Annotated in this window: 16 protein-coding genes; 10 read left to right on the top strand and 6 right to left on the bottom strand. The window is 43.0% G+C overall.

Annotated elements, in window-relative coordinates; all coding sequences use genetic code 11:
* Positions 1 to 1,413 (bottom strand): SWIM zinc finger family protein (locus TY49_RS13790; protein ID WP_052442192.1); only part of this gene is annotated, 1,413 nt, incomplete at its 3' end.
* A gap of 322 nt (positions 1,414 to 1,735) precedes the next feature.
* Between TY49_RS13790 and TY49_RS13785 the strand changes: the two genes are divergently transcribed.
* From TY49_RS13785 to TY49_RS13775, 3 genes are all read left to right on the top strand, one after another.
* A complete protein-coding gene (locus TY49_RS13785) occupies positions 1,736 to 2,401 on the top strand; it encodes a hypothetical protein (RefSeq protein ID WP_156972686.1) in 666 nt (221 codons plus the stop codon).
* 14 nt (positions 2,402 to 2,415) lie between these two features.
* Positions 2,416 to 3,651, top strand: coding sequence for an efflux RND transporter periplasmic adaptor subunit (locus tag TY49_RS13780; protein WP_041966492.1), 1,236 nt, complete (start codon positions 2,416 to 2,418; stop codon positions 3,649 to 3,651).
* Between the two features lie 304 nt (positions 3,652 to 3,955).
* Positions 3,956 to 4,237, top strand: coding sequence for a hypothetical protein (locus TY49_RS13775; RefSeq protein WP_041966491.1), 282 nt, complete (start codon positions 3,956 to 3,958; stop codon positions 4,235 to 4,237).
* A gap of 185 nt (positions 4,238 to 4,422) precedes the next feature.
* On the opposite strand, the gene TY49_RS13770 is transcribed toward TY49_RS13775, so the two are convergent.
* Complete coding sequence (locus TY49_RS13770; RefSeq protein ID WP_041966490.1) at positions 4,423 to 5,487, bottom strand: C40 family peptidase; 1,065 nt, start codon at positions 5,485 to 5,487, stop codon at positions 4,423 to 4,425.
* Between the two features lie 192 nt (positions 5,488 to 5,679).
* Here TY49_RS13770 and TY49_RS24700 point away from each other — a divergent pair, with 192 nt between their 5' ends.
* The 3 genes from TY49_RS24700 (at position 5,680) to TY49_RS13760 (ending at position 7,322) form a co-directional block, all read left to right on the top strand.
* On the top strand, positions 5,680 to 5,835 hold the full coding sequence (locus TY49_RS24700; RefSeq protein ID WP_156972685.1) for a YwzD family small protein: 156 nt from the start codon (positions 5,680 to 5,682) through the stop codon (positions 5,833 to 5,835).
* 129 nt (positions 5,836 to 5,964) lie between these two features.
* Entirely contained in the window at positions 5,965 to 6,840 is an 876-nt protein-coding gene (gene galU / locus TY49_RS13765) for a UTP--glucose-1-phosphate uridylyltransferase GalU (RefSeq protein ID WP_041966489.1), read from the top strand.
* 110 nt (positions 6,841 to 6,950) lie between these two features.
* On the top strand, positions 6,951 to 7,322 hold the full coding sequence (locus TY49_RS13760) for a hypothetical protein (protein ID WP_041966488.1): 372 nt from the start codon (positions 6,951 to 6,953) through the stop codon (positions 7,320 to 7,322).
* A gap of 301 nt (positions 7,323 to 7,623) precedes the next feature.
* Here TY49_RS13760 and TY49_RS13755 read toward each other — a convergent pair whose 3' ends face one another.
* From TY49_RS13755 to bglX, 4 genes are all read right to left on the bottom strand, one after another.
* Complete coding sequence (locus TY49_RS13755; RefSeq protein ID WP_041966487.1) at positions 7,624 to 8,598, bottom strand: LacI family DNA-binding transcriptional regulator; 975 nt, start codon at positions 8,596 to 8,598, stop codon at positions 7,624 to 7,626.
* Between the two features lie 60 nt (positions 8,599 to 8,658).
* Entirely contained in the window at positions 8,659 to 10,269 is a 1,611-nt protein-coding gene (locus tag TY49_RS13750) for a glycoside hydrolase family 13 protein (protein ID WP_041966486.1), read from the bottom strand.
* A 52-nt stretch (positions 10,270 to 10,321) separates the two neighbouring features.
* Positions 10,322 to 13,681, bottom strand: a complete 3,360-nt coding sequence (locus tag TY49_RS13745) for a GH36-type glycosyl hydrolase domain-containing protein (protein WP_232310458.1) — start codon at positions 13,679 to 13,681, stop codon at positions 10,322 to 10,324.
* A gap of 253 nt (positions 13,682 to 13,934) precedes the next feature.
* On the bottom strand, positions 13,935 to 16,106 hold the full coding sequence (bglX, locus tag TY49_RS13740) for a beta-glucosidase BglX (RefSeq protein WP_041966485.1): 2,172 nt from the start codon (positions 16,104 to 16,106) through the stop codon (positions 13,935 to 13,937).
* 455 nt (positions 16,107 to 16,561) lie between these two features.
* On the opposite strand from bglX, the gene TY49_RS13735 reads away from it, so the two are divergent.
* From TY49_RS13735 to TY49_RS13720, 4 genes are all read left to right on the top strand, one after another.
* Positions 16,562 to 17,827, top strand: a complete 1,266-nt coding sequence (locus TY49_RS13735) for a sugar ABC transporter substrate-binding protein (protein WP_232310457.1) — start codon at positions 16,562 to 16,564, stop codon at positions 17,825 to 17,827.
* Positions 17,828 to 17,916: 89 nt separating this feature from the next.
* Positions 17,917 to 18,804 carry a carbohydrate ABC transporter permease gene (locus TY49_RS13730; protein WP_041966484.1) on the top strand — a complete coding sequence of 296 codons (888 nt, stop codon included), beginning with the start codon at positions 17,917 to 17,919 and terminating at the stop codon, positions 18,802 to 18,804.
* A gap of 79 nt (positions 18,805 to 18,883) precedes the next feature.
* The gene (locus TY49_RS13725; protein WP_041966499.1) at positions 18,884 to 19,687 is read left to right on the top strand and encodes a carbohydrate ABC transporter permease; all 804 of its coding nucleotides are present in this window, start codon (positions 18,884 to 18,886) and stop codon (positions 19,685 to 19,687) included.
* A 363-nt stretch (positions 19,688 to 20,050) separates the two neighbouring features.
* A complete protein-coding gene (locus TY49_RS13720) occupies positions 20,051 to 20,233 on the top strand; it encodes a hypothetical protein (protein ID WP_041966483.1) in 183 nt (60 codons plus the stop codon).
* The last annotated feature ends 123 nt before the right edge of the window (positions 20,234 to 20,356 follow it).

Raw genomic sequence — 20,356 nt, 5'->3', positions numbered from 1 at the left:
CGGAATCAACACTTCAGGAGCTTCTTTTTGTAAAACCTTAATCCGCTCGCTTGATATCGAGTTATATTCAAAGCCAAAGTAAGACTGCAATTCGCCCCATTGTTCATATTGTTCTTTTTCAAATAAGGAATCTTCATATTCGTAAAAGCTGTATGGCATTGCCTGTGCCAGCGCCCGGTCGTACAGCTCGCCGCGGCCAATCTCGCGTGTAAATGCACCAACCAGCTTCAACGCATAACGCGTGAATTTTTTACAAGCATAATAATCCCCTAGATGCTTCAGGTAATTCCGCAACTGCTGGACGAGGTATTCGATGAAAGGCCCCATCCGGTTCCATTCTCGCTGCACCCGGAAGCCGTCAAGCCAGTAAAACATATATGGAAGGGAACCGACAGGGAGAGCAGTGAATCGCTTCAATGCTTCTCCGTCCTGCTTCGCTAAAACAAGCTGATGAATCAAAGCAATCTCTTCAATCTGATCCCGTTTGCCATCACCAAAGTTTTCAAGCCGCGCTCGCTCTCCATCACGCCAGCCGCCATTTTTAAAAAGTTTTTCCCATAAAAGCCGATATAAATCGATCCGGTCATAGCCAACAGAAGCATCAGGAACCGTTAATCCAATCGTTTCGTCCTTTAGTTTTTCCAGAAACGAATCAAACGAAAACGGCATTGTCCCATAAGCAAGCCGTTCAATGTATTCCTCGGCATCATTGAACAGATCCTCGAAAAGCGGCCTGTAATACCGGTCCATTGCTGGCTCATCATCGTGCCCGAATTCACGGGCCAGTTCTGTGAGCAGATTAAAGGAATGGACCGACGCTGCGATCATATAAAGGTTTTTCCAAACGACCTCCAGCGGAGCGGAAACCTCAACCCGTCGAACATAGGAACGGAACAATCCAGGCACAACATAAGCCCTCGGTTCTCCCTGGCCCTTGGCGATGTCTTCGAAGCTCTCGCGGAAAGAGGCGGCCCAGCTATCGTAATCATGTCCCGCTCGGGTATCCTTCTTAACCAGATCCTTCGCGCGCTGCAAGCCCCATTTTTCAGCATTCATCTGCTCCTTCGCAGGCTTGCGCCAGGCTTCAACCCAGTCGGAAACACTCGCGACATCACCATAAGCCTGGAAAAACGCAGCCAGGCGATGGCGGCAAAACGACCCAGCAGGGCAGGTGCAGCTGCTCTCTTCAGGGTCCGAAACATTTATGTACACACGAACCGGCGTCACGTCCTGGACCGTCGCCCAAATCGACTTCACCATATACTTCAGATGGTGGACCGTTCCCTGGCGATAGAGCATCAGCCCTTTCTGGACAAGGCGCGCATCCTCCTCGACTTCCGGTTTGAACATCATATTCAATTTTTCGGCAGCTTCTTTAAAAATCGGTGCCTGGTTATCAGGTATGACAGTCACAGCGATTCCCCCGTTCACCTACATCAATAGCACATTAAAAGCACTTTTAAGACATAATTCGACAAGCACAACAAACTTGCTTTGTTAAAATTATATTCAATTATACGAAAAAACATATTCTTCTATTATACCCAAAAAAGAGGTATTAGAGGAGGGGATATGTGTTTTTAAATAAAGGGAAGGGATTTCCGCGAAACTTGTAGAATAAACAATCAAGGATACCAAATAGTGACAAATACGTTTTAAGTTAAGATATTATTTTAATATTAGGTTTTTTTCAGATAAAATAAAGAAGATAGACAGAACTGAATCTGGGGGACAAATGATGAATAACCGAATAGAAGTACTTCGTGGCCTTTTAAATTATCATTATTATACATATAAGCTTAGAGATTCAGAACAAGTTCCCGGGGTTTGGAAAAAAGCCACACTGCTGATTTTGCTCAGTGGCCTGGTTTTTGGGGTTAGTGCATACTTTGGAATCGGGTCAGAGTATTTATCAAAACAACTGACCAGTGTTTCACGAGCAGAGTATGAAATGCAAAAGTTGTTATTCATGATTGGTCAAACCATCCTGGGACTGTTCTTTGGTGCAGTGATGATTTTCCTTCCGGCTCTATTTTTTTGGACTTTATCAGACCTTGAGCTAAAAAAATTGGTGGCTGTCCAACTTTTCGTCATTCCGGTTTTACTCTTAGAAAAAGTTCTTGTAATCCCTCTGGCTATATTGCTTGGACTGACGGAGATTTCATCACCCTTCTCTCTGGGCATCCTTGCGCAGTACATAACAGGCAACGAGTTTTTGATCCAACTTCTGTCGACCATGTCCATATTCAAACTCTGGATCATTTTCATTGAATATAAATATCTAAAAATGCTGATGGAAAGAAACCCTAAGATCATCCTTGTTATTGTCATTTCAATCAATCTCATAATCTGGCTGTTTGCAGCACTTTTTTCATTCATCCAATTTGAAAAGATCCTATAAAGGAGGTGCGCCATATGAAAAAGAAAACCACAATCCTGCTAACGGCAGGCATCCTGTTTGTATCTGCGAACTTATATTTGGCATTAAAGGATGACAGTAAAGCAGAGCGCTCTTCTTATATTAACAAGTGGTCAACAGTGGGCAAGGAAAGCCTGACAGAGACAATTCAGGCATCTGGTGTCGTCACCCCTAAAGATGAGCATCATATATACTATAATGAGGTTTCTGGAGAGTTTAAGAGCTTCCTGGTAAAAGAAGGGGATAAAGTCGACAGCAGCACCACTCTTTTTGAATATTCCTCTGATAACATTGATGAGGATTTGGCAAAACTGGAAGCGGAAAGAAGTCAACTTGTAAGAGAATCAACTCTGATTGAAGAACAAATTCAACAGCTTCTCTATCTGCAGTCTGTCTCCATTTCTTCCTCAAATAACAGTGCGCCAGTATTCGGAGACGGCTCTGCGGGAAGCGACTCCTCAGATTTATTGCTTGTGTCAATTGAAAAAGAAATATACGATAAGCAACTTGAAAAAAGCAGGGTGAAGACTGAAATCGATAAATACGATGATTTGATCGATTCATATGATGGCAGTGATGAGCTTGGCAGAAGCAGTGAAGTTGCAGGTACAGTGAAAAAAATCAATTATGAATTGAAAAATCCGATTATCACGATTATTTCTGATAGACCAAAGGTTGAAGGGGTTTTTACAGAGAAAGATTTGAAGAATGTAGAGGAAGGTATGGAAGTCTACATTAAATCTGACTTATTCAAAGGGACTGTCGGCGGAACACTGACAAAAATTGCTGAATACCCTGAGACAGATCCATCTGTGAAAAAAGAAAGCAACTATCCTTTTGAAATCGAACTAGAGGAGGACCAGAATCAGGGTCCGATCATAAAAGGAACCCATGTCGATGTTAATGTCGTCACAAACCAGGTTGTAAATGCATCTACTGTTCCAGAAAAGTCGGTAAAAAAAGGCAAGAAGAACAGTTTCATCTATGTATTAAATGAAAAAGGTGTAGTTGAGGAACGTAAGATCAAAAAAGGCTTGACCGAGGATGACAAGGTTGAAGTTAAGAAAGGCGCAAAATCTGGAGAAATCGTCGTGAAAAATCCAGATAAAATCCAGCAATTAAACAGTCCATTCTTCAACAGGCTGAACATAGAATCACTTAAGAAAAAAACCTTCACAGAAGAAGGAAAAAGGACCATATTCAAGCATATTATGGTGGGATTTTTTAAGTAAGCGCAGAGGCGGTTCTTTTTGCTTCCTTAGTTTATTCTCACAAAAAAAGGAACGTTTAATCGAACGTTCCTTTTTTAAATGAAAAAAATCGTTTCGGTAATATTTCCTAAATTATGAAACTGCATTCAAGTTCTCTACGTATATTGTATATCTACAAAATGACATTATGAATCGATACTCACCGGAATAGGCTTAGTTTAATTCTACAAGTTTAAAATTAAAGGAAAACTCATTGGGAGTGTTCAATGAGAAGGGATGAAAGGTTGAGGTCAATCTGGATGGAGCAATTGGGTTTGCCGTATTTTTGTTTGTTACTGTAGTAATCTTTTTATTGGCCAAACACAAGGAGGAAATCAAAAAGGTAAGCATTAAAAATCGACTGATTGTGTTTGCTGCATTTGTTTTTCTTATCGGATTTTCTGCTATAGCAATCTACTACGCAGGAAATTGGATCGCAGGATTCTTAAAGAACGAAACATTGAAATTTATATTCCAGATTATCTGGATGCTGATTATTTTAGGTGTAACAGGAAAGGTGTGGGATTCAGTTTTAAGACGAGTGAAACGGGAATCTGGGATCGTTTAACGAATTGACGTCCGTTAAATAGAATGAGAATGAGGCCATGGGAATTTTTTTACCAGTCATATTACTCTATAAGATAGTACAGTTGTTTAACACTTGTGCGACCGTGAAAATAAAAAAGATATTATTGGTTTATTAAGATAACCCAGTGGTAAAACAAAACAGGCACCTATTTAGGTGCCTGTTATTTAATAGAATCTTTTAAATCCGTCAAAATGTTTCTTGTAATAGGAATTGTCCAGGCTGGAAATGACAACGCCGTTATCACTTGCATGGATGAATTCATTATTTCCGAGATAGATACCCATATGAGAGATGCCAGGTTTATATGTATTTTCAAAGAATACTAGATCGCCGGGTTGTGGGTCGTTCACATAGTAAGAACGACTGTAATACCCTTCTGATGAATAGCGGCCCATCTTCATGCCGGCTTTGTTGAAGGCATAGTAGATAAATCCGCTGCAATCAAAACCCTCTGGTGTGCTTCCGCCCCAAATATAGGGAACACCGATCAGGTCCTGTGCGATGGCAAGTACTTCTGAATCAACAGTAGGGACAGGCTGCTTTGCAGGTGCCTGGACTGGTGCAGAAGGTGTTGAATCTGCCTTCTTGCTCACCAGTAATTTTTGTCCGACATAGATCATGTCCGATTGAAGGTTATTCAGTTTTTTAAGCTCGTGAACGGACATTCCGAATTGCTTGCCAATCCCGCTCAGCGTGTCACCTGATTTAATGATATATTCAGATTGTGCTGTTGCAGCTGGCTGAGCTGGTGTCTTAGGCGCATTAGAAACAGGTGCTGGCTGACTTGTTATTGGTGCCGGTGTAGTTTCGGATGAACCGTTGGATACCTTAAGCTTTTGTCCGGGATAAATCAAGTGGCCGCTCAAGTTGTTCCATTTCATAAGATCACTAAGTGTGATTTTATGCTGGGAGGCAATCTTACCGAGCGTATCGCCGCTTATCACAACATAAACAGATGTTGCGTCCGTATTGGCAGCTGGTTTTGCTGGCGCAACAACGGGCTTAGTCACAATCGTAGTACCTGGAACTGTTAATGTCTGGTTCACATAAATTAAATCAGAAGATAATTTATTGGTTTTCTTTAAATCAATTACAGTTGTTTTATATGTATGAGCAATACGGGATAATGTATCCCCTTTTTTAACAGTATATGAGTCTGCGGAAGCGATACCGGAGAAGGCAGAAGTCAGAATAGCGGCAGTCATAAGAGAAGCGGCTTTTTTCTTCAACTTTCATCAACACTCCATTCTAGTAAAATATAGAAATATTCTATCATATTGAACTAGGTTAATATACATGATTTTGACAAAAAGTAGCAAAATGTACCAGTGCAGACATGATCTTTGCTGGAAAACTATTTACAAAGGGAATCGATTTTAATAGAATAATGTCATTGTAGACAGAAACAGGAGGATCATAAGGTGAGATCATCTGAGGAAAAAACAACGGCAATGAATCAGGAACTTGTTTTAGATGTCATAAGAAAGACCTATGAAAAAGGGAAGAATAATCAAGAAATCACAATCCAAAAGCTTATGGAAGATTTAATAATAGATTTAAAGACCTGTTCAGAGTAAAACTGGCAGCCTATTAAAAGGGCTGCCAGTTTTTTTTATGCCATCCGCAACCTGCATAGTCCCGTCCGTCATATTGCGGCAGCATATGCAGTATATTAAGAATAAATTAATTTCAAAGGGGGAGCCCATTTGAAAAAAGTGCGGAAAGCAATTATACCCGCTGCCGGGTTGGGTACGCGATTCCTTCCAGCGACTAAGGCAATGCCTAAGGAAATGATGCCAATCGTTGATAAGCCAGCGATCCAGTATATTGTAGAAGAAGCAGTAGCATCCGGGATTGAAGAGATTATGATTGTGACAGGTAAAGGAAAACGAGCCATCGAGGACCACTTCGATTACTCACCAGAGCTTGAGCGCAATCTAGAGAGTAAAGGGAAGCTCGAGCTCCTTGATAAGGTGCGATACTCTACCAATCTCGCGGACATTCACTATATCCGGCAAAAAGAGCCGAGAGGACTTGGGCATGCTATTTGGTGCGCGCGAAATTTTATCGGGGATGAGCCGTTTGCTGTGCTGTTGGGTGATGATATCGTCAAAAGTGAAACTCCATGCTTAAAGCAACTGCTTGATCAATATGAAAAAATCCGTTCATCTGTAATTGGAGTTAAAACAGTTCCTGATGAAGAGACATACAAATATGGAGTTATTGACCCATCGATGCAGGAAGGAAGACGTTACCAGGTCGAGAGCTTAGTAGAGAAGCCTGAACCTGGAACTGCACCATCAAATCTTGCAATTATGGGTAGATATATTCTGACACCAGAGATTTTTATGTTTTTGGAAGATATGGAACCTGGAGCAGGAGGAGAAATCCAACTAACTGATGCTATTCAACAACTAAATTACATTCAAAGAGTTTTCGCTTATGAATTTGAAGGAAGACGATATGATATTGGAGAAAAAATCGGATTCATTAAGACGACCATTGAGTTTGCATTGCAGGATGATAAATTACGGAATGAGATATTGAACTATTTAGAATCGCTATTACACCGAGAACGTTAAATGATGTTAGTGGTGATAATTTAAGAATAATCTAAATATTATATTGACTAGGTCTTTAGTCCTGTATAGCATAGTAAGTAAATATATCTATAAAATGGACGGGATAAGACATGAAAGTAGAAAGCGTTATTGTTATTATTAATAACTTAATAAGCAAAAGACAATATGGTAATGCAAGAGACCTGATAAAAAAAGAGTGGACTCGAATCACAGAACCTCTCAATTTTTCCATGCTAAATAACGAAGCAAAAGAGTTCGTTAAAGTGATAGCGAAAGAACAAGAGATTGCAGATTTCATTTTACTAAGTGAAAAAGATAAAAGAATCCTTAATATGCTAAATGAAGCAGTCCGAGAAGTTAAACTTCCTTATGCGAGAAAGCTGTTCTTTGAACACAAGGAATTATTCCAGATGGGTCATTCGCAAAAATGGCTTACGGAAGATGCAAGATTTATGTGTTTTGCCTGGGAGAAGAATGCTTAACGAATCGAGTGAATTAGACTAGAGTAAATGCGTTTGTAAGATTAGCTTAAACTATGAAATAACATACAGCAATAAAACATACTATAACCATTTTATTAAAGCAAAGATGCCCACCAACCAAATAAGAGTTGTGGGCATTTATGGTTTGGTTTGGTAGCAAACGTCCTTTAATCTGTTTATTAACATTTATTTAGTGGGTTTTTAAAGTGTTCCCGCTAGTTAAAATTGATAATTATGTGTCAGCACCTTAGGTTTATTGAATCAAACAAACTGAAGAATAGGGGCGAAATACAGAACGCCCCTAACTTTCTGATATATTGCCGACTGATTCGCCAGGGATGAGTGTTACATAAATCCGCTCGTTTTCTGCTTGTTCGTTGGCGATCAACTTCAAGAGGTGTTCAGCTGAGACAGCTCCCCATTTCCGTTCGGAATAGTCGATGGTCGCTAGTCTTGGCTGGGTGTATTGAGTAAGTTCGATGTTATCGAAGCCGATGATGTGGATGTCTTTGCCGATTACGAACTTCGTTTTGGCAAGATAGTTATACATCCCGATGGCCATTTCATCGTTCAGGCAGAACACGGCAACTGGTTCAGTGAATTCCTTGATGATTTGTTTGGCAGCCTTCTCGCCAGCTGGCTTATTGAAATCACCTGGAAGCTCTTGATACTCGATGTCACTGTATCGACCAACCGACTGGCGCACTGCTTCAATCCGCTGTGTGGCATCGTATGATCCTTCTGGGCCGGTAACGGCATAGATTTTACGATGACCCTTCTCGATCAAATGGTCAATCGCTAAGGTTGCTCCCGAAGTATTGTGCAGTAATACTTGATTTATATTAGGATGTTCTAGCTCTCTATCCATCACGACGATTTTATGTCCGGCGTCCGCGTGCCTGATTAACTCTCCGCTGGAAAAAAAGTAATCTAATACGATGGCACCATCAATCATCCGTTCAGGAATAAACCGATGGGACTCCTTGCCGCTGCAGACAATCATCTCGTATCCCTTGTTGTTGAGGGTATCCTGAATGCCCTGAAGCAGCTGCCCGTAAAACGCGCCCCCATAATTGGTAAGGAAGACTCCGATGATCTTTGTTTCCCGCTTTTTCAAGGAGCGGGCCGCAGCGTTCGGGACATAGTTCAGTTCCTTCGCAATGGCAAGGATCTTCGCCGCCGTCTCTTCAGTCACCTTGGGGCTGCCATTCAGAGCGTAGGAAACAGTCGATATAGACACGCCTGCTTGTTTCGCAATATCTTTAATACTTGCCACGATACTCTCTCCTGTCTGTTCAGTAACTCTCTATTTATTATAACTTGTGAACGTTTTCATCTATAGTTTATTTTTTAATTTATATACAATGGCCTCGTACGGACGCAATTTTTTAGCAGGAGAGTCATAGTTACGGACAATGATTTCACCGTCACATAATAACGAACTTTCAACTTCTCTGCCGGTAAAATTGCACAAGACACGCCATTCTTCATTTTGATAGTTTCGAGCGTAAGCAAATACTTCCGGTTCGCTGTCAAGAAGTCGGTAGTCTGCATAAACAATCAGCTCATTGTTTTTACGCAGCTTGATCAATTTTTTGTAAAATTGATAGATGGACTTATCACCATTTAAATCATTCTCAACGTTGATGGCCGAATAATTAGGATTAATCCCAATCCACGGAGTTCCTTCTGTAAAACCGGCATTGTCTTCAGCATTCCACTGCATAGGCGTTCTTGCGTTATCGCGGCCTTTTACATAAATTGATTCCATGATGTCACCATGGGAAAAACCTTGCTCCTTGCGTTCTCTATACATATTGATAGTCTCAATATCGCGATAAGATTCAAGCTCAGGGAACTGTACATTCGTCATCCCGATTTCCTCACCCTGGTAAATGTACGGAGTACCACGCATTAAATGGAGCAGGGTTCCAAGCATCGTGGCACTCTCATAACGGAATTCCTGGTCATTTCCCCAGCGAGAGACGATGCGGGGCTGATCGTGGTTGCTCCAGAATAAACTATTCCAGCCCTTGCCCGCAAGCCCTGTCTGCCAGTTGGATAGAACTCTCTTCAAATCGTCCAAATCAAGCATCTTCAAGTCCCATTTTTGTCTGCCTGCCTGTTCATCGAGCGCAATGTGCTCGAATGAGAACACCATATCCAGTTCCTTCCGTTCAGCGCTCGTAAAAAGAATAGCTTGTTCCAAATCCGCACCGCCAGTTTCACCGACAGTGACGATGTCAGCATCCTCAAGAACTTCACGGTGCATCTCCTGTAGATAAGTATGAAGGAGGGGGCCATTAGCGATAATCCCCTGGTCTAGTTCTTTCGCGATCAAATCGATGACGTCAAAACGGAAACCTTTGATCCCCTTGTTGATCCAGAAACGCATCACCTCGTAAATCGCCTCGCGTACAGGAGGGTGGTGCCAATTCAGGTCTGGCTGCTTCTTGCTGAACATATGCAGATAGTACTGATCAGTTTCTGAGTCTAATTCCCAAGCGCTGCCGCTGAAAATTGACTGCAGCTCACTCGGCGGCCCGTCGTCCACGCCATCCCTCCAGACATAATAATCCCTGTACGGATTATTCTTGCTGCTCTTTGATTCAATAAACCATGGATGCTCATCGGACGTATGGTTTGCGACTATGTCCATCATGATGCCAATTCCACGTTTATCTGCTTCAGCTATGAGCAGGTCCATATCTTCCATTGTGCCGAACTCGGGATGAATCTGATAATAATTGCTGATATCATAGCCGTTGTCATCATTTGGCGACGCATAAACCGGACATAGCCAGATCATGTCGGCTCCAAGTTCCTTAATATAATCCAGCTTCGAGAGGATCCCCTGCAAATCGCCAATCCCGTCTCCGTTCGAATCCTTGAAACTGCGAGGGTACACCTGGTAAACCACGCTATTATGCCACCATTTGCTGTCCATTTTCCGACCCCCATAATATGAAAAATGAAGCGGCCTTGTGGGCCGCTCTTTTTTACATGTAAAGTTCAATTATATTGTTCTCAGCATTAAGCTTCTCAAGCTCAGCAGCGCTGATGCGGTAGCCGCCGTCACGATAACGGTTGGCAATCTGTTCTGCAGCAACATCCTGCCCGTTGATTTTCACACCCTTGTCGTTTCCGAAATGGTAATTGAATGTAACAGGCTTGCCATCAATGTTAAACATGAACTCAAGTCCATCTTTTTCCGTTGGAAGAATCGGATCGATCACAAGGTCCTGAGCTTCGCGGCGGATGCCAAGCGCGTTTGAAATCAACTGGTTCATATAGATTCCAGGTCCGCTTGAGTAGATTCTCCATCCACCTTTTACTGGAGCTGTGCCATCACGGAGCTTCTCGAAATTCTCCGCTGCCTCATAGCGAGTATTGAACTTGCCGTCAGAGCTGCTGAAGTAGGCATTGCTCTGGCGCAGTTCTGCGTTCGGAACGACCTTCTGGATTCCAATCGGGTTAATTGTCTGCAGGCCATTCCAAACCTCATCGACCTTGCCCAGCTTCGCCATTGCCTCCACAAAACGGATGTGGGCATGGACATATTGCAAGCCGATTTCACGTCCGAAGTTGGCTGCCTGCTCGGCACGCTTAAAGTTCGTGCTGACTCCGCCTTTATAGGTCGCAGGGCGGTCCATCAAGCGAACACCATCCGGATGGTACAGGCGCTCTCTGATGATTTGATAGTGAGATTCCGCCTGTTCCGGTGTCAAGAGCTCACCGATCATGCTTCGCGTCATTGGCAGCAGGCGGTATTGAATGCCTGTTTTTGAATCCGTAGGATGGACCATCAGTTCAGGCTTGTCAGCTTGCTCCATGAACACGAATCCCGGGATTGTTTCTGTAGATAGCATGTATTTATTGAAATCTTCCTTGATTCCAGCTGCCATCGTGCTCAGTTCATCTGCAAGCAGCGCATCTTCTTTTTGTAAAAGTGACGCGAAATGGCTTACTACCTGGTAAGTCAGCGCAACCGTCCAGCTGCTGGCCATATACTGCTTCAGCTGTGCATTCGCCGGCTGGAGTGTGTCATCCCAGTCGCCATCTCCGTAGGAAGACAAATACGTATCATGTAAAAAATGATCCTTGATATATTGAAGCTGCTTTTTCACATGGTCAAGGAGTGTTGCTTTTTCATCTGTGAATTCAAAGCTGCCTTTTTCCGTATAAGGAAGCTGTTCGCTCAAAATAGTGTAATCATTCGTTGCACGCAAGTATTCAACGATGACCTTCAACGGCCAAACGATGATGTCGCCGTGGCTCTCCTCCTGCTGGAAGCGGTAGTAGTTGTCAAACATGAACCACTGTGGCCAGTTACCGTCATCATTGTATTGGTGAGAGTAGACCGTCTTGATGATGTCTTTCACATTTTCATATTTTTGCGTTGCAATGAAGTACTCAGTTGGTCCCTGGCAGACATCACGCGTTCCCCACGCTGCGCCGCCATACTGCTCCAAGCCATGCGGCACAGAGTAATGGACGAGCATATTATGCGTGTACCACCATGCAAGTGCGTTAATTTTCTTAAGCTCTTCCGTCGCTGCTCCATTCTGTGCAAGCTTGAAGCCATTCATTGTATCTGCGAAAAACTCGCGGTACTTTTCGATTTCTGTATGTGCATCAGCATCCACGAACGGAATTTCTTTTCCATCCAGGAGACCCTGGACGATGATTTTCCACTCGTTCGTCGGCTCCATCTCAACAACTGCCAATGATACTGCATCTGCTTCGATATTCTCGCCGAATACGCTTGAATCCTTCACTTTGAATTCACTGCTTATTTGCATGCGATAGCTGAGGTCAGGAAAGACGTTCGAGCTGTCGGAACCTTCTGCCGCTGTAAAAGTAAGGACATTTCCGTTTTGCTTCAGGTTATAAGGCTGTGCATATTCATTGTTGTTCATCGACACCTGGTTTGTCACAAGATAGCGGTACGCTTTACCGTTTGCAGATCGTACCTGCAACTGCAATTGCGGTGATTCCACGGCTGTGTGGGTTGTGATGATGATCATGTCATCATTTGTCTTGTAGTACCAACGACCATAATTGAAGCCCATCTCAAACATCGAAGGCATCGTCAGCAGACGGTATTCTCCTTCAATTTCAATATAAACCCTCTGACCGGAAGTCTTCATGACATTCAGCGCGCTGCGGGCATTCGTCAGCATCTTGTTGAAAGATGTATTGCCTACGACGATGTGAGAGTTGAAAATTCCGTACATATATAAAGTAGTAGTAAGGACATTTTTGATGTTGTCGACATTTCCGCCTGTCATCAGGATATGACCGTGTGGACGTTCAACCAGCAATTCTTTTTCCTTTAAAACGACATGCTCATGCTGCTCAGTGAAGAAAGACAACAATTCATCGCCGGATGTTTCTTCCTGATGGCGGTTCGGGAACAGCTCGTCGATTTCTTCTTTTGTCATTGAAAGTGTTTCTATAGGCGCTCCGAAAGAAGGGGACAGCTGTACTGCTGGTAGTTCAGCTGCTTGGTCACCATTGAGAGACTGAACACTTTCCCAGGCTGCACCCACTTCTTCAGTAAATTCCAACTCGGTTATAGCTGTTGGATGATTCTCTTTAAAAATTCCATAGAATACGAATTGCGCAGTGCCATCCAGAGTTACTTTTTCAGATTGCAAGGCAGTGTAAGCAAACTCATATTGGTAGACTTCATTCGCAAGGTTTTCCTTTGCTAAAATCTCAGGCACGTCTGTTTCTTTATAAGACAATCCGAAAAACTGGAAGCCGTCTGTTGAGTAGCCTGTTGATTTTGTTAGGGAACCCTGTTGAATATATGGGAAGTGTCCTTCGCTCATTGGCTGGTTCTGACGCGAGCAGACGACATAGCCTTTTTCAGAGTCAGTGAAAGCATTGTGGTCGATATACTGTGACATATACGCTTCGTTCGTACGGACAGCGCCCTTGTCAGCAAGGCCCATGTCCTGCCCGTAGACGAAATCGATCACCGCATTGCTTCCTTTCACTTTAACGTCCCAGAACCAGATTCCGCCCTCAGCCAGGGTAAAAGTCACCTGGTATTGAAGACCGGCTGCCTCGCCCTGATAGAAAACTTGATTATCGGAGTGGCTGACTTTACTTTCTGATTTCAAACCAAGCAGGGGATAGAACTGGATTCCATTTTCCCCATGGATTCTCAAATATAAGTTATTCATAGAGCCATCGATCGGATTCGAAAGCCACTGGTTGATCATCGTCGATTTATTGGCGATCTCATAAACATCGCCGCTATTTAAAAACGTAAAGCTTACATCATTTGCCTGTATGGTGAACTTTGACTGTGTCATCGGTGTCAACTTCTTTCCTTTTAGGTTTTTCATTCGTAATACTACTTTTGCTGGCTGAAGTTTAAAATCAGCAACAACCGTTAATAAATTTCAGTTAACCGTAGATAAAATGGCTCCAACCGTAGATAAATTACGCTCAACTGGAGATAAATTGTGCTCAACCGGTGATATATTGCCTGCAACCGTAGATAAATTATCATTTATTCATTTTAGCTGACTAAAACCGGCCATTTATTCGGTTGATGGATAATAAATCGGCTATATATTGTTCAAATTCATATAATAATTACTCATTTACAAGTTCAAACGCAATTTCCACCGTATCCCTGCTGTTTGGCCCCACAAAAGCGATGAATTTTCCTGGGTCGCTCTTGAAAGTGAGGTCTGCATGGTGGTAGCGCAATTGTTCTTCGTTAATCTCAAATTCAACTGTCATTTTTTCGCCTGGTTCTAAAGCGACTTTCTTGAAGCCTTTCAGCTCATTCATCGGTCTAACGACTTCGCCAGCTACGTCTCGTACGTATAGCTGGACGATTTCTTCTCCAGCCAACTCGCCGGTGTTCTCGACTGTTACGAAAACCTTCAATGACTTGGAAGCAGACATCGTCGCGGCACTCAGTTTTACATCGCTATACTCAAAGCTTGTATAACTTAATCCGTATCCGAATGGGAGTAATGGCTCGTTTGGTATATCTAAATATTGAGATACATATCGTTCCTGGGCATCAGGCGCTCCTTGAGGGCGGCCTGTGTTGAAATGGTTGTAGTAAACCGGTACCTGTCCAACGGAGTAAGGGAAGGACATCGTCAGCTTCGCTGATGGATTTGCATCGCCGAGCAGGATGTCAGCTACCGCGTTTCCGCCTTCTGTGCCTGGGTACCACGTCTCCAAAATTGCATCGGCTTCGTCCCAGATTCCGTGGAGATCAAGCGGACGTCCGTTGAATAATACCGCCACTATTGGTTTGCCAAGCTCTTTCATCTTAGCGACAAGCTCGAGCTGTACTTTCGGCAGGCGGATATCCGCACGGCAGCCGGCTTCACCGCTCATTTCCGATGCCTCGCCTAGAGCAAGCACAATCACATCTGCTTCTTCCGCCACTTTCACTGCCTCCGCGAATTGCTCTTCAGATCCTGTTTCAATGTCACAGCCTTTTGCCGTGAAAAGAAGTGAGGAGTCAAGCTTCGCCATTAATCCATCGTAGAGCTGGACCGCTTTTTCCTTTGAACCAAGGAATGACCAAGGCCCAAGAATATCGCCGCTTTGTGCGAAGGGACCGATCAAAGCGATTTTCTTTTCCCTATTAATAGGAAGAACTCCGTCATTCTTCAATAAAACTGAAGATTTAACTGCCAGCTCTCTAGCTGCCTGCCGGTGCTCGTCACTCATGATCAGTTCCTTTTCCAACTCTTCATCCGCACCGCGGTATGGATTTTCAAACAATCCTAATTTATCTTTCAAAGTCAGAATCCGCATAACTGATTCATCTATTAGCTTTTCATCCACTTTTCCGCTCTCGACTTGCTCTTTTAAATGGTCGACATAGCAGGATGTCATCATTTCGATATCGACACCAGCTTGGATCGCTTTGTATGCAGCTTCCGCTTCATCCTTAGCGACGCCGTGAGGAATCATTTCTTTTACCGCTCCCCAGTCGGAAATGAGGACACCATCGAAGCCCCATTCCTCGCGAAGCAGGTCGCGCATCAGTTTTACGTTGCCAGTAGCCGGGATGCCATCAACCGTGTTGAATGCGGTCATGACCATTTCACAGCCTTCGTCCAATGCTGCTTTGTAGGCAGGGAGATAGGATTCCCTGAGCTGGCGTTCCGACATATTGACGGTATTGTAATCACGTCCGCCTTCAGCAGCACCATATGCTGCGAAGTGCTTCACGCATGCGGCAACCGAATCTTTATTGTTTTTCAAGTCTTGCCCTTGGAAGCCGCGGACAAACGCCTTGGCAAACTCACCATTTAAAAATGGATCTTCACCAGTGGATTCCATCACGCGTCCCCAGCGAGGGTCTCGAACTAAATCAACCATTGGCGAAAAGGTTACATGGACGCCTGCAGCTGCAGCTTCTTTTGCTGCAATTTCCGCGCTCTGTTGCGCCTTATCCAAATCCCATGAACAGCCGACTGCAAGAGGTACAGGGAAAATCGTTTTATACCCGTGGATGACATCCGCCATAAATAAGAGGGGAATGCCTAATCGATTCTTTTTTAGGTGGGCCTTCTGTATGCTGATCGCTTCTTTTGCTCCTCCTGAAGCACCGAGGACGGAGCCGGTGTTGAGGACGTTTTCTTCCGATATATTCATAGAAGCAAGAGGACCGGTTATCTGTCCTTCATCCTTGGATCCTTCGAAAAAGGGAGTTGCTAACTGAAGCAATTGTGCGATTTTCTCATCTAGCGTCATTTCTTTTAATAAAGAAGTAAGTTTCTGACTGTTCATAGGGGTGAACCTCCCGTAAAATATAGTATGAATAAAATTCAATAGAAACGTTTCGAATAAGAATACAACTGCATTATAAGCGCTTTCTTTTCTGTAGTCAATAAATTATCGAAACGTTTCTATTGAAAAATGAAAGCGAAGCCAGTAATAACAGGTTTTTACGAAAAAAAGTAAAATCCAACTCAAATTTCTACTTGAAAACGATTACACTATGAAATATAATAGCCCTATCGAAACGTTTCAATTGATTCGGTCTCCTCTTTTCGGAAAAAGAGTCAGGCAATCTTGAATCGTTTCGCCAGTTACACTCATTTATTTTTTTACTAGCTCTCGAAACGTTTCTATAAGGGGGTTTTCGTAAACGAAGGCAGAATTTCACAGGTTATAAGTAATTATTTGCTATAGCGGGAAATTTAAATGCAAGACCTTATCACATTATTATGGGGGTTTTACGAATGAGCCGAAAAATGTTTAATGTATTCAGCAAGAAATTTGCAGCAGCTGCAATGGTAGGTACATTGGTTGTATCTGGTGCACTTGCAGGGTGTTCTTCTGATTCTGGTTCCGAGAAAGACGGCATGAAAGTCATCAATGTCTGGGGCATGGGGGAAGAAGCAAAAACACTTCCGAAAATTGCTGAGGAGTTTGAAAAAGAAAATCCGGAAATCGATGTTAAAGTACAGGCGATTCCATGGGATCAGGCACATGACAAGCTTTTAACAGCGGTTGCGTCTAAAAAAGGTCCTGATGTTGTGCAAATGGGGACAACGTGGATTCCTGAATTCGCATCTGCGAATGCATTGATGGATCTGTCCGATCAGACAGAGAAGTATCCGGAATTAGCAGCCGAAAATTTCTATGATGGTTCTATTGAAACAACAAAATATGAGGACAAAGTGGTAGGCGTACCTTGGTATGTTGATACTCGCGTTCTTTTTTACCGCACAGACCTATTAGAAGAAGCTGGTTACAAAGAAGCGCCAAAGACCTGGGATGAGCTTCGTGACGCAGCGAAGAAACTAAATGACCGTGGCGATGACAAATACGGCATTAGTATCGATACAAATGAGCAAAGCTTATCATTCATGCTTGCACGCCAAAATGGCTCTAAACTGATTGAAGGAAATAAGGCTTACTTTAACGAACCTGAATTTGTAGAAGCTGTTGAATACCTGAATGGTTTCTTCAAGGATGGCTCTGCACCTGTTGACCTTGGACTTGACATCGTCCAGGCATTCAAAGGTGATGGCATCCTGCCGATGTTCATCAGCGGACCTTGGATGGTTAAAATCATCAATGATCAGGCACCTGAGTTGGAAGGCAAGTGGGCAACAGCTGTTCTTCCTGCAAAAGAAACGAACACATCTACACTAGGCGGATCTAACCTGTCTGTATTCGAGCACACTAAGAACAAAGAAGAAGCACTTAAATTCCTTGCTTATATGAGCAAACCAGAAACACAGGTGAAATGGCTTGAAATGACAAACTCCCTGCCAGCCAACAAAGAGGCTTGGAATGACAAGCAGCTTCAAGAAAACCAGTACTATAAAGTGTTTGGTGAGCAAATGGAAAATGCACAGCCAATGCCTGTGATTAAGCCTTTCGAAAAAATCGCCCAGGATTTCCTGAGCCGTTTCGAAAAGATTTACCGCGGCGGTGCTGACATCCAGGAAGAAATGGATGCATTTGACCAGAAGGCAGAGGAAATCCTCGCCAAGTAATTTTAAAATCAGGTTGACTGGCAGGCTTCTGCCTGCCGGCCAACTACATTAGTCCAAGCGAGTCTGGACTGAGAAAGAAGGGACTTACAATGAAAAGCTTTTTGGCAAACAAGACTCCTTACTTTTTTATAGCTCCTGCCATTATTCTTTTATCATTATTTTCGATTCTGCCTATCTTTGTAGCGCTGATCATCAGTTTTACGGATCTTGATTTAGTCGGCATTTCTGATTGGTCATCAATTAGTTTTGTTGGCCTGGAGAATTATAAAGATGTTGTAAGTGACCCGGTATTTTTAAAATCAATTTTTAACACCTTATTTTATGTCGTGATCGGTGTTCCGCTTGTCATCGTCTTATCATTGGCAATAGCGCTGCTGATCAATTTTGGGAAAGCACGAATCTTCAAGGCTTTCCGGGTTGTCTTCTATATGCCTTCTATCACAAACGTTGTTGCGGTTGCTGTTGTTTGGAGCTATCTGTACAACCCTCATCTTGGATTGTTTAACCATGTATTAAATCTTCTTAACATTCCTGATGTACCATGGCTGCAAGACCCGATTATGGCGAAAATTTCGTTGATTTTACTTGCGCTTTGGAGAGCAATCGGAATAAATATGATTATTTTCCTCGCGGCGTTGCAGGGTATACCAAAGACCTATTATGAAGCTGCACAACTAGATGGCGCAAACAATTGGAAACAGCTGACAAAGATTACGATTCCATTGCTTCGTTACGCGATTTTCTTCGTATCGATTACGACAATGATCGGCTGGCTGCAATTCTTCGAAGAGCCATTCGTCATGACCAATGGCGGTCCACTTGACAGTACTACATCTGTAGCGTTGTTCATCTACCGCAATGGATTCCAGTTCAGCAACTTTGGCTATGCGGCAGCTGGATCATTCTTATTGTTCATTGCCATCATTATCATTACAATGATTCAATTCAAGATCCAGAACAAACAACAGGATTATTGATGAAAGCAGAGGTGGAAGACAAATGAAATCCAGTGCACTTCCTAAAGAGTCCTTAAGCAGCAGTGTGAAGCAGGAAAGAATGCAGCAGTGGGTTGTCGGCATCATTTTGACAATCGGCGGTTTACTAGTGGCCGTACCTTTTATTTGGATGATCCTTTCATCCTTCAAGCCGGAAAGTGAAGTCATGCAGCTGACGCCGACACTGTTTCCGGAACAATGGACAATAGAAAACTTCAAGAACCTTTTTGTGAATATGAACTTTGGCCTCTATTTGAAAAATACAATCATTGTTGTGCTCTGGTCTTTCGTAGGATTATTTTTGAATGCAATGGCAGGGTATGCATTTGCCAAGTTTGAATTCAAGGGAAGGAATCAGTTATTCTTCATGGTCCTCGCGACAATGATGATTCCGGGCCAGGTAACGATGATTCCTGTATACCTGATCCTGAACCAGATGCAGCTGACGAATACAATGGCGGGGATTGTGTTGCCAGGTCTTGTCGGGGCATTCGGCATCTTCCTGTTCCGACAGTTCATGACGACCATTCCAGATGAACTGCTTGAAGCAGCCAGATTGGACGGGGCAAGTGAGTTACGGGTTTTCTGGCAAATTGTCCTCCCGATGACCAAGCCAATCCTAGCTGTACAGGGAATTCTGACATTCATCGCAGGCTGGAACAGCTTCCTATGGCCGTTGATTATCGCGAACGATGAAAGTTTGTATACTTTATCAGTAGGATTACAGTTATTGAAAGGCCAATACGGAGGCAACTTCGCCTTGCAAATGGCCGGATCAACCTTCATGGTCGTTCCAATCGTCATCATCTTCATCATCTTCCAAAAACATATTATTGATGGATATACGATTTCCGGGATGAAATAAAATTTGTGGACAGTGATTCTTTGAGAGAACACTGTCCTTTTTGTTTGTTGAAAAATAATTATTAAACCTTTGAATTAAGCTTGGTAAAACACGAGCTCTTTAGATACCAAATAGGAACGTACGACTTCACATTCAAAGTTAAAGCTTCCATACCCATCAATAAAGGAGTTTTCCTACGACTGCCGTCACGGAGTACTACGATATTTTCGAGGAATATGAGCTTACAGCATAAATGCTGTACGGAAAATAGAGTATGTGTATGATAAAAACCTCCTCTTCCATTTGGTGAGGTTTTTCCATTATTAGGATAAAGTTGCAATTCAGTCAGTTAACCGTGCAATAAATAAGAATGAGGGTGCAATTATGACTTTTGACGATGCAATTAGCTTCGATTACGGTGCAATTATGTCGTTACATGGTGCAATTAACGAAAAATCAATCAAACTGGCAGCACAAAAGAGTAAGAAACTGATTAAAAAGATGAGGCTGACTCAAAAGGTCGAATTACATCGACCTAAGAGCAGTCGGAATTTTAATTTGCGATAAAAAATGAATATATTAACCTGAGTTGATTGGAGTGGAAGGCGCGAAGACTCCTCCGAAAATGCTAACGCATTTCCATCGTGCGTGGGCAGTTTCAGGGAAGCTCATTCAATGTCCTGCGGGATC

The sequence above is a fragment of the Mesobacillus selenatarsenatis SF-1 genome (assembly GCF_000813125.1).
Classification (GTDB): domain Bacteria; phylum Bacillota; class Bacilli; order Bacillales; family Cytobacillaceae; genus Mesobacillus; species Mesobacillus selenatarsenatis.
This window is presented reverse-complemented; position numbering and strand designations above follow the sequence as displayed.

What these genes read in the sequence shown, in the direction of transcription:
- TY49_RS13720 (WP_041966483.1), top strand. Translation starts at nt 20,051, where the DNA reads ATGACTTTTGACGATGCAATTAGCTTCGATTACGGTGCAATTATGTCG.
- TY49_RS13735 (WP_232310457.1), top strand. Translation starts at nt 16,562, where the DNA reads ATGAGCCGAAAAATGTTTAATGTATTCAGCAAGAAATTTGCAGCAGCT.
- TY49_RS13760 (WP_041966488.1), top strand. Translation starts at nt 6,951, where the DNA reads ATGAAAGTAGAAAGCGTTATTGTTATTATTAATAACTTAATAAGCAAA.
- TY49_RS13730 (WP_041966484.1), top strand. Translation starts at nt 17,917, where the DNA reads ATGAAAAGCTTTTTGGCAAACAAGACTCCTTACTTTTTTATAGCTCCT.
- TY49_RS13745 (WP_232310458.1), bottom strand. Translation starts at nt 13,681, where the DNA reads ATGAAAAACCTAAAAGGAAAGAAGTTGACACCGATGACACAGTCAAAG.
- TY49_RS13780 (WP_041966492.1), top strand. Translation starts at nt 2,416, where the DNA reads ATGAAAAAGAAAACCACAATCCTGCTAACGGCAGGCATCCTGTTTGTA.
- TY49_RS13750 (WP_041966486.1), bottom strand. Translation starts at nt 10,269, where the DNA reads ATGGACAGCAAATGGTGGCATAATAGCGTGGTTTACCAGGTGTACCCT.
- TY49_RS13785 (WP_156972686.1), top strand. Translation starts at nt 1,736, where the DNA reads ATGATGAATAACCGAATAGAAGTACTTCGTGGCCTTTTAAATTATCAT.
- TY49_RS13725 (WP_041966499.1), top strand. Translation starts at nt 18,884, where the DNA reads ATGCAGCAGTGGGTTGTCGGCATCATTTTGACAATCGGCGGTTTACTA.
- bglX (WP_041966485.1), bottom strand. Translation starts at nt 16,106, where the DNA reads ATGAACAGTCAGAAACTTACTTCTTTATTAAAAGAAATGACGCTAGAT.